At 60.8% G+C, this 16,689-nt stretch carries 10 protein-coding genes; all 10 read left to right on the plus strand.

Annotation, left to right across the window (positions count from 1 at the left end; all coding sequences use genetic code 11):
• Positions 1-17 precede the first annotated feature (17 nt).
• Positions 18-845, plus strand: a complete 828-nt coding sequence (locus tag BGE01nite_RS22945) for a serine aminopeptidase domain-containing protein (protein ID WP_170266995.1) — start codon at positions 18-20, stop codon at positions 843-845.
• A complete protein-coding gene (gene mprF, locus BGE01nite_RS22950) occupies positions 812-3,409 on the plus strand; it encodes a bifunctional lysylphosphatidylglycerol flippase/synthetase MprF (RefSeq protein ID WP_146854110.1) in 2,598 nt (865 codons plus the stop codon). Before BGE01nite_RS22945 ends, mprF begins: the two co-directional genes overlap by 34 nt.
• Positions 3,406-4,113 carry a DUF1003 domain-containing protein gene (locus BGE01nite_RS22955; protein WP_146854111.1) on the plus strand — a complete coding sequence of 236 codons (708 nt, stop codon included), beginning with the start codon at positions 3,406-3,408 and terminating at the stop codon, positions 4,111-4,113. The genes mprF and BGE01nite_RS22955 overlap by 4 nt, the downstream gene beginning before the upstream one ends.
• 147 nt (positions 4,114-4,260) lie before the next feature.
• The gene (locus BGE01nite_RS22960; RefSeq protein ID WP_170266996.1) at positions 4,261-5,514 is read left to right on the plus strand and encodes a hypothetical protein; all 1,254 of its coding nucleotides are present in this window, start codon (positions 4,261-4,263) and stop codon (positions 5,512-5,514) included.
• Positions 5,515-5,966: 452 nt separating this feature from the next.
• The gene (locus BGE01nite_RS22965) at positions 5,967-6,419 is read left to right on the plus strand and encodes a hypothetical protein (RefSeq protein WP_146854116.1); all 453 of its coding nucleotides are present in this window, start codon (positions 5,967-5,969) and stop codon (positions 6,417-6,419) included.
• Between the two features lie 743 nt (positions 6,420-7,162).
• Positions 7,163-8,377, plus strand: a complete 1,215-nt coding sequence (locus BGE01nite_RS22970; RefSeq protein ID WP_146854118.1) for a phosphoglycerate kinase — start codon at positions 7,163-7,165, stop codon at positions 8,375-8,377.
• Between the two features lie 115 nt (positions 8,378-8,492).
• Positions 8,493-9,284 carry a triose-phosphate isomerase gene (tpiA, locus tag BGE01nite_RS22975; RefSeq protein ID WP_146854120.1) on the plus strand — a complete coding sequence of 264 codons (792 nt, stop codon included), beginning with the start codon at positions 8,493-8,495 and terminating at the stop codon, positions 9,282-9,284.
• A gap of 100 nt (positions 9,285-9,384) precedes the next feature.
• Complete coding sequence (gene panB / locus BGE01nite_RS22980; RefSeq protein WP_146854122.1) at positions 9,385-10,152, plus strand: 3-methyl-2-oxobutanoate hydroxymethyltransferase; 768 nt, start codon at positions 9,385-9,387, stop codon at positions 10,150-10,152.
• 161 nt (positions 10,153-10,313) lie between these two features.
• Positions 10,314-10,859, plus strand: a complete 546-nt coding sequence (locus tag BGE01nite_RS22985) for a hypothetical protein (RefSeq protein WP_218033075.1) — start codon at positions 10,314-10,316, stop codon at positions 10,857-10,859.
• A partial coding sequence (locus BGE01nite_RS22990; protein WP_146854126.1) for a choice-of-anchor D domain-containing protein occupies positions 10,849-16,689 on the plus strand: 5,841 nt, incomplete at its 3' end. The genes BGE01nite_RS22985 and BGE01nite_RS22990, both read left to right, overlap by 11 nt.

Raw genomic sequence — 16,689 nt, forward strand, 5'->3', positions numbered from 1 at the left:
AGGGATCTGCTTTTTCCATGACCACGTCTTCCACTACTCCACGCAAGTCCCGCTGGAGACGCCGCGTGCTGTGGGGGTTGGCCTTCATCGTGGCGGCCTGCGCGATCAAGTTCCTGCTGCACCTGCTGCTGCCGCGAAATTTCAATGCGGGTGGCGAGGTGGTGACGCTGCCACTGCAAGGCGGTCCGCAGAACATGCCCTTTTACTGCCAGACGGAAACGCCGAAGGGCCTGGTCATTCTGGGCACCGGTGATGGCGGCTGGTCCTACTGGGAGGAGAATGTGGCGCAGCATCTGGCCAAAGATGGTTATGCCGTGGGTGGCTGGGACTGCCGCAAATTTGCGGACTCCCGGAAGTATGATCATGCGCAGCTCTGCGCGGGGTATAAGGCGGCTGTGGATGCGGTCCGCCAGCGCAGCGGGGCAGGGGAGGATGTGCCTGTGTGGTACGGTGGCTGGTCGACCGGTGCGGAGCAGTCTCTGGCTGCTGCGACGGCCGATGACAGGCCAGCCCATCTGGCGGGGCTCCTGCTGGCCGCTCCCGGGGAGCGCGGGCGCTATGGCATCACCACGGCGGATCTTCTGGGCAAGCTGCCGACCGGGCCGGGGAGTTTCGCGCTGGCCGAGCTGGCACCGAAGCTGCGCGGTGTGCCCGTGGCCCAGTTCGCTGCTGGTCTGGATCCCATGGATGACGTCACCTGGCTAAATGCCTACCGTGGTGGGCCGAAAAGACTCTTTCCTCTGCCCGGTCTGCTGCATGACATGGGAGGTGCGGGTGCGACTTTCTTATCCGTGCTTGATGAAGCGCTCTCATGGACCCTGAACCCTCTGCCCTCTCTGCCCTGACACCGCTTTCCGAAGCTGCCGGGCCGCCGCCTCCTCCGAAGTGGCGCGGATGGCTGGCCCGTCTGGGCGGCGTGCTGTGGATCGCGGTGTGCGGCCTGGCTCTCCATGGCCTGCATCGGGAGTGGTCGGGATTCCACCTCGCGGATCTCAATGCTGCCCTGGCTCAAATCGGTGCGCGACATCTGGCACTGGCGCTGGGCTTCACGGTGGTGAGCTATCTGTGCAATGCCCTGCTCGGGGTGCTGGCCCAGCGCTGGCTGGGGCATCCGGCGGTCGGCGTCTGGCGGGACCTGCGGAACAATTTCATCGTCAGTGCCTTCAGCATGAATGCGGGTGGCTCGGTGATCGGCGGCGGCAGCATCCGCCTGCGTTTCGCTGCCGAGCATGGGGTCAGCGCAGCAGAGGTGGGGAAAGCCACGCTGTTCAGCGGGCTTGCGGGGTGGATGGGACATGTGCTGCTCTGCGGAGTCCTGCTGCTGTCCGCCCCGCCACCGCTCGACTGGCTGCCGGTGGCATCGGCACGCGGCGTGGGTGTGGTTCTGCTGGTGCTGGGCCTGCTGCTTCCCTTTGGCGCGCTGCTCTGGCCGCGTGTCTGGCCGCCGCCCTCTCTCGCCTGCCTGACGCTGGTGGTTTCCATGCTCGACTGGCTTTTCGCGGGTCTCACTCTGTGGGCCTTGTTTCCTGGCGCTTTTGTGATGAGCGCATGGTCGCTGGTGGCCGTGGTGGTCCTGGCGCAGGCGGTGGCGGCGCTCACCCATGTGCCCGGCGGCGTGGGGGTGCTGGAGCTGGCCATCACCAAGGCCCTGGGCTCCACCGTGGCGGCGCCAGTGCTGGCGGGCACGCTGGTGACCTACCGTCTGCTGTATTACCTGCTGCCCTTTGCCGCCGCCATCATCCTGCTGGGCCTGCGTGAGATGAGCCTGCGCCGTCATGCCCTGGAGAGAGGTGGGCGGCTGGCCCTGCGGGGCTGGAGCATGGTGGCGCCGCGCTTGGCGGTGCTGCTGGTGCTGGGCGGCGGCTTCCTGCTGCTGCTCTCCGCTAACACACCCATGGAGGAGTCACGGCGCGGTCTGGTGGCGCTGCTGCCTCTGCCGTTTGTGGAGGCGTCCCACTTCTTCTCCAGCCTTGCCGGAGCGCTGCTGATTGTGCTGGCCCGCGGCCTGCAGCGGCGCATCCAGACGGCGTGGTGGCTGTGTGTGGCCGCCATGGGGGCGGGCATGGTGTTCTCGCTTTTCAAAGGTTTTGACTGGGAGGAGACGCTGGTGCTGGGCTTCATGCTGGTGTGCCTGCTGTCCTGCCGGGATCATTTTCACCGTCATGGCGCGCTGTGGACCCAGCGCTTCACGGCTGGCTGGTGGCTGCTGCTGGGAGCTCTGCTGGGGGTGGCCGTGTGGGTGGGCTTTTTCACGGCGCGGCATGTTCCCTATCAAAATGCCCTGTGGTGGCAGTTTGCGCTGGAGAACGATGCCTCGCGCTTCCTGCGTGCGATGACAGGCGCGGGATGTGTGTTTTTGATCGCAGGCATCGCCCAGATCCTGCGACCCGCCAGGCCCCGCCAAAAGGCGCCCGTCGACTGGCCCGCCGTGGATCAGGTCGTGCGCACGACTGACCATGCTGACGCTGCGCTGGCCTGGCTGGGAGACAAGGAGTTCACCCTGGCGGCGGATGGCCGCTGCGGTCTCATGCATGCGGATCAAGGGCGCAGCCGCATCGTCATGGGAGATGTGCTGGGTGACTCCGAGGCTGCGGACGACCTGCTCTGGCGGTTCATCGAGGAAGCCCAGGACCAGGGCATGCGGCCGGTGTTTTACCAGGTGTCCGTGGCCGAGATGCCACGCCTTGTGGACATGGGATTCAAGCTTTTCAAGCTGGGTGAGGAGGCGCGTGTCTCCCTCACCTCATTCACGCTGGACGGTGCGGATGCCCGGAAACTCCGCCAGGCCCGCAGCCGCTTCCAGCGCCAGAACCTGACTTTCTCCATCTGGGCAGCGGACAAGGTCGCGGAAAAGCTTTCCACCCTGAAGGCCATCTCGGACACCTGGCTGGCCGAGCATCGCGCGGGAGAAAAGGGCTTCTCCCTCGGTCGTTTCGAGCCTGATTATATGCGCCGCTTCCCCTGCGCGGTGGTGGGAGATGCCAGCGGCCGGATCATTGCCTTCTCCAATCTCTGGCAGACGGAGAGCAAGGAGGAGCTGTCCATCGACCTCATGCGCCACCTTCCGGAGGCTCCGAATGGTGTCATGGAGGCTCTGTTTATTGAGATCATGCTCTGGGGGCATGAGCAGGGTTACCGGTGGTTTAATCTCGGGATGGCGCCTCTTTCCGGGCTCTCCACGCATCCTCTGGCGCCGCTGTGGCACAAGATCGCCGCCGGCATTTTTCATCGCGGCGAATCCTTCTACAATTTTCAGGGCCTGCGCAGCTTCAAGGACAAGTTCAGCCCTCAGTGGGAACCCCGCTACATCGCGGTGTCCAGCACCTGGAGCCTCCCCACCGCCCTGCTGGATGCCACGGCGCTCATCGGTGGCGGCATGCGCAAAACCTTTGGCACCTCCCAATCATGATCCCAGAAAAGACCTGCGCCATCACGGGCAAGACCCTCCGGGCGGACGAGTGCATGCCCTGCGCGGCGCTGCGACCCTCGCTGCTTCAGTTCATCCGCAAAAGCCATCCGCAGGTGGGTGACAATGACTGCATCTCCAAAGACCTGCTGCCTGCCTTGAAGGCCGCTTATGTGGAGGATGCGCTCAGCGCCGAGTTGGGGGAGATCACCGACCTCGAGCGGGACGTGATCCAAAGTTTGCGCGAACAAGAAATGATCTCTGCCAGCCCGGCAGCCGATGACGATGATGCCCGGCGGACCTTCGGAGAAGGGCTTTCTGACCGCATCGCCGAGTTTGGCGGGAGCTGGGTCTTCATCCTGGGCTTCATCGCCTTTTTGCTGCTTTGGGTGCTCTTCAACACGGTGGTGCTGGTGGCCCGGCCGCTGGATCCCTATCCCTTCATTTTCCTGAACCTCATCCTCTCCTGCGTGGCGGCCATCCAGGCACCCCTGATCATGATGAGCCAGAACCGTCAGGAAGCCCGGGACCGGCGGCAGGCCGAGCAGGACTACAAGATCAATCTCAAAGCGGAGCTGGAGATCCGGCATCTCCATGAAAAGGTGGACCATCTGCTGCATCACCACAGCCAGCGGCTGCTGGAGATCCAGCAGATCCAGACGGATCTTTTGCGGCAGATCGTGGCGCAGAAGGAGACGCGGGAGTGATGGCTGAATGGAGGAATGGAGGAATGGAGGAATGGGGCAATCCAGGCGTGGTGGAGGGCAAGGAAGAGGTAAAATGAATGGTTGGGGGGCCGTATGGGTCTATGTCCGCCCCCCTTTTATCCTTTGATGAGTTTTCGACGTCTCTTCATGCTTCTCCTGCTGCCTGCGCTTCTGGTGCAGGGGGAGGAGGAGTATGAAATGGCGCCGATCTTTTACTCGAAGACGGAGCCCCGTGATGCGGTTCAGGCGATGGAGAAGCTGATGCTGGCGGGGAAGGTCAAAATTGACCGCCGGAATGCGTGGACGGCGCTGCGGCAGGTGCTGAAGCATCTGGAGATCCCCATGGAGTCGCAGGTGATGGTCTTCTCCAAGACGAGCAAGCAGAACGACCGCATCACGCCGCAGACACCGAGGGTGGTGTATTTTTCGGACAATGCCTATGTGGGCTATGCGCTGGGTGGATCCATCGAGGTTTCGGCGATCGATCCGAAGCTGGGGCCGGTCTTTTATCTGTTGGACACGGAAGTGCCGGAAGAAAAGCCGCTGCGCTTTGAGCGGGATCAGAGCTGCCTGAACTGTCATGGCGGGCCCTTCACGCCGGAAGTGCCGGGGCTGCTGGTGCGGTCGGTGTTTCCGGGGCCGGAGGGGCATCCGATCATGAGCCAGGGCAGCACGGTGGTGAACACGACCACGCCGTTTTCAGATCGGTGGGGCGGGTGGTATGTGACGGGCAAGCATGGCGACCTGCTGCATCGCGGCAATGTGACGGCCACGGAAAACCCGGACAACACCTGCGACATGCCGATCGAGAAGGGGGCGAACGTGACCGACCTAACCCATTTTTTCGACACAAGTCCCTATCCCAGGAAGAAGAGTGACATCGTGGCGCTCATGGTGCTGGAGCATCAGACGTCGGTGCAGAATGTGCTGACGAAGGCGAACCAGACGGCGATGCGGGCCATGCTGATGCAGACCAGCCTGCAAAAGGAACTGGGCGAGCCCGTGCAGCATGAGCCCGTGGGCACCGCGCGGCGGATCATCGACCACATGGCCGAGGACGTGGTGGAGGCCTTGCTTTTCAAGGATGAGGCCGCGCTGCCAGAAGGCGGCATCGAGGGCGAGGATGACTTTCAAACGGCCTTCGCCGCGAAGGCGCTGAGGTCGAAGGAAGGGAGGTCACTGAAGGACTTTCAACTGTTGAACCGGCTGTTCAAGCATCGCTGCAGTTTCATGATTCACTCGCTGACCTTTCAGCATCTGGAGCCGCATCTGAAGAAGACAGTGCTGGGGATGCTGGGGAACATTTTGGCAGGGAAGGATGCGAGCGGGTTGTATGACTACCTGGGCGAGGTGGAGCGTGGGAACATCCTGGCGATCTTGCGGGATACGGGGGTGATGTGAGGGAGAACAATTTATGATTTACGATTTATGATTGATGATTTGGGGGAGTGAGGCGTGGTGGCAAAACTACCTCCCCATCCTTCTGATCCTATGAAATACCCCCGAGACCGCGCCATTGCTCGAGTCGTCTACATTGGGCTCGCGCTGGTGGTTACAATCATCGTTCTTCTGATCTGGCTGATCTACCGATGGATCTTTGCATGAAGCATCCAGATAGCCGCGCTTTTAGCTAGGTGACATGGATGGCGGAGAAGCTGGGGATGAATAGCACGACCAATGTGAGCCAGCCATTGGGAAGGTTAGACTGGATGGAGGCTTTGGCAGCGCTACTGGGGGCCATGCTCCAGTGTCTGGAAGCAACGGATCCCGCGATATGAAGAAGACTGTCAGTTTTTTTGCAGACTGACCCCATTTCAAGTTCAACAGCAACGCCTTCAAGAGATGACTAACTCATGATGAACTCTCTCAAGACACTCCTTTTTTTCTCTCTTCTTTGCCTCGGTGTCAGCTTATGTGCCCAGACTCCGACGATAGACAGTCAGCTCAGCCAATTGTGGAGAAGCCGCAATCATGATCAGGTTCGGACCATTCTGGAGGCCAACCGGGCAGCCGCCGCTCCTGATGTTGGGATTCTCCATTGCTCCAAGGTTTTCTACCTTTTCGTTCAACCCGACAAGGCGAAAGCAATATCGGCGATGACCCAATTGAAGCAGCTAGCCGATTCCAGTGGAAAGCAGACTTTTGTGGATTTGGCCGCAAGCGAACTGGCTGAGGTCCAAAGCCTTCCGGATCATGAGTTTGGCGCGTCCACGCAAGAGGCTCTGAACATATTACATAGCGAGTTTAGTGATAAGTTTCCGAATATCGAATTCTCGGCATCGCTACGGCGGTTCGTGCAACCTTAGCTTTGGAATGTCACACTCCCATTGCCAGTCATTGGGCCGGTTTCGGGGCAGGTGGCCGCGGTGTCCAAAGGGTCCGCTTGGGTCCCTTGGGGCATTAGGGGGAAACGGTGGAGAGTGCCGGGCTATGAATGATTTTTTTCACAGGAGATTTGGAGAGTCCTTCGCCAAGGCTACGGACTCCAAGGATGGAGAGGGGAGCCGTTTACGATGGTTGGCGGTGGTTTCAGAGGAGAGAGGCGATCCAGGCTAATCCAGGTGGATCCGATCTTGGGGGTGTTGGCGGACGTCAGAGACAGCATGCTGACGCATCTCCTTCGCCGAGGCTTCGAAGATCGCGGGCTGCCGCTACAGGGGTTGTTTCGGGGCGATCCGAGCGAATCCGACCAGATCCGATCTGCAGAGGCTGGGGAAGGGAGCGGTTTACGGTCGTTGACAATGGTTTGAGAACTCAGAGGCTGATCCAGCCTGATCCGAGTAGATCCGACCTCGCGAGAGTTTGCCACCTCCAGAGACGGCATGCTGACGCATCTCCTTCGCCAAAGGCTTCGGAGATCGCGGGCAGCCGCTACACTGGGGGATCCGAGTGAATCCGACCGGATCCGACCTGCGCGGGGAGGGCAGGGGAGAGGTGAATTTGAGGTGTTCATGCAGAGTTGTGAAAATTTTCACAAGCACCCTGCACGCTCTGTGCTAATCCTCCGGCCCCCCGCCGCCAAGGCGCTGATTTTCATCCCCCTACGACCATGCCCAAAAAGACCATCCGAGACATCGATCTGAGCAACAAGCGCGTCCTCGTGCGCGTGGACTTCAACGTGCCGCTGGAAGAGAAGGACGGACAGATGGTGATCACGGACGCGACCCGCATCCAAGAGACCCTGCCGACGATCAAAGCGCTGTTGGAAAAAGGCGCGAAGGTGATCCTCTGCTCCCACCTGGGCCGCCCGAAAGGCCAGCGTGATCCGAAGCAGTCGCTGGCTCCTGTGGCGCCGGCTCTGAGCGAGCTCCTCGGCGTGCCGGTGGAGTTCTCCGAGGAGACGACCGGCCCGGTGGCGAAGGCCAAGGCTGAGGCGCTGCCAGCCGGTGGTGTGCTGCTGCTGGAAAACACCCGCTTCCACGCCGGTGAGGAGAAGAACGACGCTGAGCTGGCCAAGGGCCTGGCTGATCTGGCCGAGGTGTTCGTGAATGATGCTTTTGGTTCGGCGCACCGCGCGCACAGCTCCACCGCGGGTGTGGCTGACTATCTCCCGGCTGTCTCCGGTCTCCTGATGGAGAAGGAACTGGCCTACCTGCACGATGAGCTCGAGAGCCCGGACCGTCCGTTCGTGGTGATCCTGGGCGGCGCGAAGGTGAGCGACAAGATCGGCGTGATCAACCGCCTGCTCGAGAAGGCGGACACGATCATCATCGGCGGCGGCATGGCCTACACCTTCCGCAAGCTGGTGCAGGGCATCTCCATCGGCAAAAGCCTCTACAAGCCCGAGTGGGAGCCTATCGCCCAGGCGGCCCTGGACAAGGCCAAGGAGCGCGGCGTGAAGCTGCTGATCCCGGTGGATGCGATGATCACGGATTCCTTTGATTTCGATGCCAAGAAGCTGGGCGAAACGAAGTACACGGCCGTGAACGAAAGCATCCCAGATGGCTGGGAAGGCGTGGACATCGGCCCTGAGTCTGTGAAGCTCTTCAGCGAGGAAATCTCCAAGGCGAAGACCGTGATCTGGAACGGCCCGATGGGCGTGTTTGAAATCAAGGAAGCCTCCAAGGGCACCTTTGAGATCGCCGAAGCCATGGCCAAAAACACCGGCGCCAAGAACATCATCGGCGGTGGTGACAGCGTGAAGGCTGTGAAGAAAGCCAAGCTCGGTGACAAGATGACCTTCATCTCCACCGGCGGTGGTGCCTCCCTCGAGCTGCTCGAAGGCAAGGTGCTGCCAGGTGTGGCCTGCCTGCAGGAAAAATGACCCAAGCCGTGTGCGGTGGTTGGCTGTGGTTTGCGGTTGTTGCCCCAAGCCCCCCTTCTGAAAGCCACTGCCAACAATCGCAAACTATTGCCAACAATCGCAAACCTCCCCTCTCATGATCCATATCCGCAAACCTATCGTCGCTGCGAACTGGAAGATGCACATGACTCCGCAGGAGTCGGATGACTTCCTTCGCGCTTTTGCCCGCCTTGTGCCGGACAAGTGCCCCATTCAGATCGTCGTCGCCCCTCCGGCCGTGAGCCTGGAGCGCGCGAACAACGCCCTGGTCCATGCTCGTGAACAGAGCGTAGAACTGGCGGCGCAGAACATGAGCCAGCACGCTGGCGGTGCCTTCACCGGCGAGATCAATGCGCGCATGGTGAAGGAGTGCGGCTGCAGGCACGTGATCCTCGGTCACAGCGAGCGCCGCAGCATCTATGGCGAGACCAATGCCATCGTGAACGCGAAGGTGCTGGCGGCGCTTGAGGCCCGTCTCCACCCGATCCTTTGCATCGGTGAAACCCTCGAAGAACGCGATGGCGGCCTGATCGAAAAAGTGCTCGAGAGCCAGCTGCGTGAGTCCCTCGCGGAAGTGGGTGCCCGTCGTGTGCTGGACACGGTGATCGCTTATGAGCCCGTGTGGGCCATCGGCACCGGCCGCACGGCCAGCCCTGAGCAGGCACAGGAAGCGCACGCTTTCGTCCGCAAGGTGCTGACCGACATGTTTGGTGAGGACACCGCGCAGAAGATCCGCATCCAGTACGGTGGCAGTGTGAAGCCTGGCAACATGGCCGAGCTGATCAGCCAGAAGGACGTGGACGGCGCGCTCGTGGGCGGTGCCAGCATGGAGCACGGCAGCTTCTGGGAGATCTGCCGCGCGGCGATCGACTGGGTGAATGCGCAGTAAGCCATTCATTCCGCAGGTCATTTTGGTTTCAGAAGGCCGTGTTGGGATGACCCAACACGGCCTTCCTCTTTGAGGAAAGCTCGCTAAATACCGCTGCATCGTGTCCACCCCCCTCACCAGCCTTTCTGAACTCCGCGAACGTAAGCTAAATGGCCCGAAGGTGGCTGTGCTCACGGCCTATGATTACCCCACCGCACGTCTTTTGGACGAGGCGGAAGTGGATCTGATCCTCGTCGGGGATTCGCTGGGCATGGTGGTGCTGGGGCTGCCAGACACGGTGGGAGTGACGATGGACATGATGGTGCATCACATCGCGGCAGTGCGCCGAGGTGTGAAGCGCGCGCCGATCATCGGTGACCTGCCGTTTCACAGCTACCAAACACCGGAGGAGGCGCTGGCGAATGCGCGCCGTCTCATGGAAGCGGGCGCGGATGCGGTGAAGCTGGAGGGAGGCACGGCCTTCATCCCGCAGGTGAGGGCGATCATCGATGCGAACATCCCTTTTGTTGGGCACATTGGCATGCTGCCGCAGAGCGTGCGTGAGGAAGGTGGCTATAAGAAGAAGGGCAAGACGCCCGAACAGGCGGACAAGCTGATCGCGGATGCCCTTTCTCTCGATGAAGCAGGTGCGGTGGCCATGGTGCTGGAGAGTGTGGTGGCGGATGTGGCCACGGAGATCACGCGGCGTGTGAAGAGCAGCACGATCGGGATTGGTGCAGGTTCAGGAACGGACGGCCAGGTGCTCGTCACGCCGGATCTCGTGGGCGGTTTCCCCTGGTTTCGTCCGCCTTTTGCCAAGGTTCGGGCAGACATCGCGGCAGAGATCACGCGTGCGGCGCGTGAGTATGTGGTGGAATGCCGAGGGTGATTGGGGCAAACTAATTGGATGTTATTTGGGCCAATTCTTAGTTAGGTGACTCATAACCAAGTTTGTGACAAATTTCTGAGAATTTTCTGAAACGTGTTACAGCCGTGCCGGTAGATGCCATATGACGACGTGCAGCCTGTCTGGGTGCGGCGGTCATGGACATGAAGGTTTTCTCCCGAGCACTTCACCAGATAGCCATCCCCTGGACTGGCGTGGTTTTATGCGCCCTGATTTTGCCCGCGTGTGCGAAGACGGAGGACACCCGGGTGGGAGACACGCCGCCTCCCGCAGACGCCAAGAAGGAGATTTCCCCGGTGGTGCAGCAGAAGCTGGATTCCCATCTCATCATGGGGCTCAAGAAGAGCCGTGGGGAGCCGCCCTTTGACAGGCCGACCCTTTTTGATCCGGACCTGCCTGTGGATGCGGAGGGCAAGGTGACGGTGGATTTGACGGCGAAGGTCACGCCTGGGCTGCTGGAACAGATCAGGAGCTCGGGTGGAGAAGTGATCAGTCACTTTGAGGCCATGAACGCTGTGCGCGCCCGAGTGCCGCTGGTTCAGGTCGAGACTCTGGCCGCGCTGCCCGAGGTCCGGTTCATCTCCCCGGCCGCACGCGCGACCACCAACGCCCCTGCCGCCGCCGCAGGAGGCAACCTATCTCCCCCCGATTCGTCCACCTCAACCCCACCTGCCAAGCATGAAAACTAACCGCGAACTTCTGTTCAGCCTTCTGGCTGCAGCAGCACTCCTGCCGCCCTCGTTTCTCCACGCCCAGGAGGAAATTTCACCCAGTGCTTTGCAGCAGATCGAGGCGTTGATGGCTGAAAAGGAAACTCGCACGCCTGCGGAGCAGAAGCTGGATTCGCAGCTGGTGTATCTTTCGGCCCAGCAGCAGGGGCAGCCGGTGGCCAATGGCGCGCCGAGCCTGATTCCCTCCGTGGAGTTGACTGAGGGGAATCTCGTTCTGGTGGACATCTCAGGTGGGGTCTCCAAGGGGCTGCTGGATGCCATCACGGAGGCCGGTGGCGCGGTGGTGAATCAGTTCGCACCTTTTGATGCCATCCGCGCCAAGGTTCCGGTGGGGGCCCTGGAAAATCTGGCTGGGCGTGCGGATGTTCGCAGCATCAGTCCTGCGGCACAGGCGATCACCAACATGGGTACGGTGGTTTCGGAAGCTGACCGAACTCACCGCGCCAGTACGGCCCGCGCCAATCTCGGCGTGACGGGAAACGGGGTGAAGATCGGGGTGCTCTCTGATGGTGTGAACAGCCTCGGCATCTCCATCAACAACGGGAACATCAATGCCAACGCCGTGGTGATCCCCGGTCAGGCGGGCTCGGGGGATGAAGGGACGGCCATGATGGAACTGATCCAGGACCTGGCGCCCGGAGCACAACTTTATTTTGCCACCGCCTTCAATGGCAACGCCAGCTTTGCCAGCAACATCCTGGCCCTCCAGGCGGCGGGTTGCACCATCATCGTGGATGATGTCGGCTATTTCAATGAGTCTCCATTCCAGGACCAGGTCATCTCCCAGGCGGTGAAAACGGTGTCCGATGCAGGGGTGCTGTACTTCTCCAGCGCGGGTAATTCGGGTAATAAGAACGATGGTACCTCAGGCACCTGGGAAGGTGACTTTGTCAGCGGTGGTGCGGTGGCGGCGCCCGTCACCGGCACCGGAACCTTGCTTGATTTCGGCGGTGCCACCACTTTCAACACTGTGACTGCGGGTGGCAGCAGCCGCCGCGTGGACCTCTTCTGGTCGGACCCTGATCTGGCCTCGGCCAATGACTACGATCTCTTTGTGCTGGACTCCACAGGCGCCAGTGTGCTGCGCAGTTCCACCAACCTCCAGACGGGCACGCAGAGTCCTTATGAAGCGGTTTCCACCCTCAATATCGGTGAGCGCATCGTCGTTGTGAAGCGCGCTGGAGCGGCGGATCGATTCCTCCAGCTCACCACTGGGCGTGCGCGCCTAACCATCAGCACGTCCGGCGTGGTTCGTGGTCACAATGCCTCCGGCGCGGCCAATGCCTTCTGTGTGGCTGCCACCAACGTGGCCAACTCTCCCAGCCCGAGCGTGTTCGTCGGTGGAGGCACCAATCCGGTGGAGACCTTCAGCTCAGATGGCCCGCGCCGCATTTTCTTCCAGGCCAATGGCACGCCGCTGACGGCTGGAAACTTCTCTTCGACCGGTGGTCAGGTGCTGAGCAAGCCAGACATCACGGCAGCGGATGGCACTGTCACCACGGTCACAGGATTCACCACCTTCTTCGGCACTTCCGCTGCCGCGCCGCATGCGGCGGCCATCGCAGCTCTGTTGAAGTCCTACAAGCCATCCCTTACCCCGGCGCAGATCCGCACCGCCATGACCAGCACCGCGCTGGACATTGAGACCGCCGGAGTGGACCGCGACTCAGGGGCTGGCATCGTCATGGCTGAGCCTGCGCTGGCCTCCGTGGTGGCACCCGATGCCATGACTGTGAGCAGCTCAGGTGATCTCAATGCCAGTGGTCCTGCGGGCGGCCCCTTCGTTCCTACGTCCGTCAGTTACACCGTGACAAATACCTCCGGTGCTCCTCTGAACTGGGCCGCCTTCAAAACACGCCCGTGGGTCAGCATCAGCCCCAATGGCGGCCTCCTGGCCCCTGCCGCCAGCGCCGTGGTCACCTGCTCCATCAACGCCGGCGCGGCGGCTGCTCTGCCTGTGGGTGCCTACTCGGATGTCGTGACACTGACGAATCTCACCAGTGCCTACTCTAGAAAGCTGGATGTGAACCTAGTGGTCACCACGACCATTCCTGCCATCACCAGCGCGGCGGCTTATGACAATACCACGACCTACTCAGGCTCAGTTTTCTTCAACAATCTGGCCACCAGCACCGCCGTCGGCACACGCATGGTGGTGGATGACATCACGTTTACCCCGGGTTCCGAAGGGAAGAATGTGACCAATTTTGTCTGGGCCATTGGCAACAATGACACCGTTAGTTTTACAGCCCGGCCCATCGTTCGCTTCTGGGCTCCTGATGGCCCAGGCGGAGGTCCAGGGACCCTGATCGCCGGTTATACCTTCAATCCTCTCACTTTAGCTGTTGGCGGATCGGCCTGGAATTTCAGTCCCCCGGCGGGAGAACTCGTCATCCCTGCTGGAAATAAAATCTGGGCGGGCCTGGCCTTTGATGGCGTTGGAGCCACGGCCACTGTGGCAAACCTGAACAACCTCTTTCAGTACATTTATTCTCCCCCGACGGTTGGCTCCAGTGCAGATACCATGTTCCTGTGCACCAACCTCGGAGCCAACACCGTCAGCAACCCTGCCGGAAGCACCAGCAACTTTGGGGGCGCCCCCGCAGCCAACTTTTACTGGCGTTTCTCCGTCAGCAATACTCCGCCTACCGTGACCACCGCTGAGCCCGCTCAAGTTTTGAGCACCAGCGCCAGATTGGGTGGCATTGTACTTAGTGGCGGCGGGGAGGGGGTCTCGGAACGCGGCATCGTCTGGGGCGCTGCGGTCAATCCCACCACGGCGAACAACAAGTCCATCATAGGGAGTGGTACTGGGGCTTACTCCGCCGTGGTCACCGGCTTGCCAGCCACCAGCACCATCCACATCCGCGCTTACGCCATCACCGGTGTGGGCACCGCCTACGGTCCTGACATCACGCTCGTCATGCCGGGCAGCAATTCCAGTCTGTCCAGCCTGGTGCTGACGACGGCCACCCTGTCGCCAGTTTTTGCTTCCGGCACTTTTAGTTATACTGCCGGCGTGCCCAATTCAACGTCGGTCCTCACGGTGACTCCCACGGCTGCGGATGCCACGGCCGCGATCACCGTCAATGGTGTGTCGGTGGCCTCTGGCGGAACCAGCGGCAGCATCCCTCTCGCCGTCGGTCTGAACACCATCACCACGGTCTGCACTGCCCCTGACTCTTCCTCCACCAGAACCTACACGGTGGATGTGACGCGCGCTGCTCCTGGTGCGGAGATTGCAGTGTTCACCGGTGGCAACACGCTTCCCGGCAATGAGCGTACGGACAACACGGGCACGCATGGTTTTGGCAGCGTGAACACCGGCAGCAGCAGCGCGGCGCAGACCTTCACGATTCAGAATACTGGAGCTGTAAATCTTACCCTGGGCACGGTCACTCTGGGGGGAGCTGATCCGACTCAGTTCAGTGTGACACAGCCTGTGTCCACCACCCTCGCCACGAATGCCACGACAACCTTCACCGTGACTTTCAGTCCCATGACGGCGGGTTCGAAGAGTGCGGTGGTGAACATCGCGAGCGATGACGGGGACGAGAATCCCTTCCGGATCAATGTGAGCGGAGCGGGAAGCATCCCCAGCGCTACACCCGTCGGCTGGTGGAAGTTTGACGAAGGCTCTGGCACCACGGCGTTGGATTCGGGGGCATTGCCTGCTAATGACGGTGTGATGACAGCCGTGTCCTACGTGACCGACCGTGTCGTCGGCAGCCATGCGGCGACCTTCAGCCCTGGTTCTACGAGCAGGGTGGAAGTTGCGAACGAAGCGTCGCTCAATCCCACCACGGGTCTTTCTCTGACGGCTTGGTTCAAAGCCACTTCTTGGCCCGGGAACAATCGAATCATTCAGAAGGGCGGTTTTGGTGACGACCAGTATCGAATCACTGCGGAAGGAGGGGTGTTCCGCTGTGACCTGAGAACAGCCACATCAAGCACGGTGAGGGTTGATCTGCCGCTGCCAAGCACGGGTGTCTGGCACCATGTGGCCCTAACCTATGATGCAGCGGCGGGGATGCGCGTCTATCTTGATGGCGTGCTGGCAGGCAGCAACTTGGGAGCCTTTGGGCCGGTGAACGTCACGACGAATGCGCTGGCCATCGGCACGAAGCCCGCTGGAGTTCCTTCTGACACTTTCAACGGCCTCCTGGATGATGTGCGTCTTTATAACGTGCCGTTGAGCGCTGCGGACGTCACCGGTTTCTATCCAGAGATTGCTGTCTATGATGGTAATGGCACCGGCGGAGCCCAGCGCACGGACAACACCGGCACACACAATTTTGGCAGTATGGACACTGGCAGTAGCAGTGCCGCGCAGACCTTCACGATCCAGAATGCCGGCATGGCCGAGCTCACGGGCATTGCCGTCACCAGCACCAACAGCTCGGAGTTTACGGTCAGCACCTCGGGTATGAGCACTCTCCTGGCTCCCGGCGCGACCACGACCTTTACTGTGACTTTCAATCCCGCTGTCGTGGGAGGAAGGAGTGGTGTTATCAACATCGCCAGCAACGATGCGGACGAGAATCCTTTTGAGATCAATGTGGGCGGGACGGGGGTTTGTGTTCCGACGTACACGGAGAGCAGCATCCCGCTGTCATTTACGGACATCAGCGCTTCGGGAACTCCGGTAGGCTTGAGTGATGATTCTGTCAGCGGAGCCATATCGCTGCCATTCTCGTTCAATTTCTACGGTGTTGCCCGCAACTCGCTTTACATCAGCTCCAACGGCTTTGTGAGCTTTGCGACTCCTCCAGACAGTGGCTGCTGCTCGGGTCGGCTCATGCCCACGACTGGCTTTGCCGCACCTCTCATTGCAGGTTCGTGGAACGACCTCTATCCGCCGGGAGGAGGGCAGATTCGTTATGCCACGCAAGGGGCTGTCGGGTCTCGCGTTTTCATCGTGATGTACAAAGACCTGCCCAATTTTAGTGGCAGTTCTTCGGATTACACTTTTGCGATCAAGCTGTTTGAGGCGACTCACACGATCGAAGTGCATGTGGTGAAGTCTCTGGGTGATAGCAGCACGACTTCCATCGGATTGCAGAATGATGGCGGGACGAGTGGCATCACCTCGGCCTTCGGCAATATCTCGGTGACCAATGTCGCTTATCGTTACACGCCCTCATGCGAGGTCACTAGCGCCCCCGAGATCGTCGTCGAACAACCCGCAGGCACTGACCTAACAGATGGTGCGGCAACCATCGCCTTCGGTACGGCCGATGTCGGTGTGCCGGTGACGAACACCTTCCGCGTCAAGAACACCGGCTCGGGCCCGCTGAACATTACTGGCATCACCTTTGATGGCAGCACGCCTGGTGACTTCAGCGTCACCACGGCTCCTGCATCTCCAGTCGCTGCATCGATTGGCCAGACAGATTTTGTCGTGACCTTCACGCCGCTGCAGAGCGGTACGCGCACGGCGGTGATGCACATCGCCAGCGATGATGCGGATGAAAACCCCTTCGACATCACGCTGACCGGCAATGGCACCACCTTTACGGGCGGCAGTTGGGCGGGGACACCGGCCCTCATCACCATTCCACCGAACGGCAGCTTTGTCGCCACAGGTCTCAACTTCGACACGGACCTGGGATTTGTGCCGGCACCTAACCAAAGTTACACCTTCATCAATATCCAGGGCGTGCCACCCGCAGGCATCATTGGCAACTTCAACGACCTGCCTGATGGTGGTGTGGTGGCCATGGCCTTCAATGGTGTCATCTACTACTTCCAGGTGGACTACACGGCAGGCACGGATGGCAATGACCTC

This window comes from Prosthecobacter gellanilyticus, from assembly GCF_007992435.1.
GTDB lineage: Bacteria > Verrucomicrobiota > Verrucomicrobiia > Verrucomicrobiales > Verrucomicrobiaceae > Prosthecobacter > Prosthecobacter gellanilyticus.

Coding starts and splice junctions, on each gene's coding strand:
- BGE01nite_RS22945 (WP_170266995.1), top strand. CDS start 18: ATGACCACGTCTTCCACTACTCCACGCAAGTCCCGCTGGAGACGCCGC.
- mprF (WP_146854110.1), top strand. CDS start 812: ATGGACCCTGAACCCTCTGCCCTCTCTGCCCTGACACCGCTTTCCGAA.
- BGE01nite_RS22955 (WP_146854111.1), top strand. CDS start 3,406: ATGATCCCAGAAAAGACCTGCGCCATCACGGGCAAGACCCTCCGGGCG.
- BGE01nite_RS22960 (WP_170266996.1), top strand. CDS start 4,261: ATGCTTCTCCTGCTGCCTGCGCTTCTGGTGCAGGGGGAGGAGGAGTAT.
- BGE01nite_RS22965 (WP_146854116.1), top strand. CDS start 5,967: ATGATGAACTCTCTCAAGACACTCCTTTTTTTCTCTCTTCTTTGCCTC.
- BGE01nite_RS22970 (WP_146854118.1), top strand. CDS start 7,163: ATGCCCAAAAAGACCATCCGAGACATCGATCTGAGCAACAAGCGCGTC.
- tpiA (WP_146854120.1), top strand. CDS start 8,493: ATGATCCATATCCGCAAACCTATCGTCGCTGCGAACTGGAAGATGCAC.
- BGE01nite_RS22985 (WP_218033075.1), top strand. CDS start 10,314: ATGAAGGTTTTCTCCCGAGCACTTCACCAGATAGCCATCCCCTGGACT.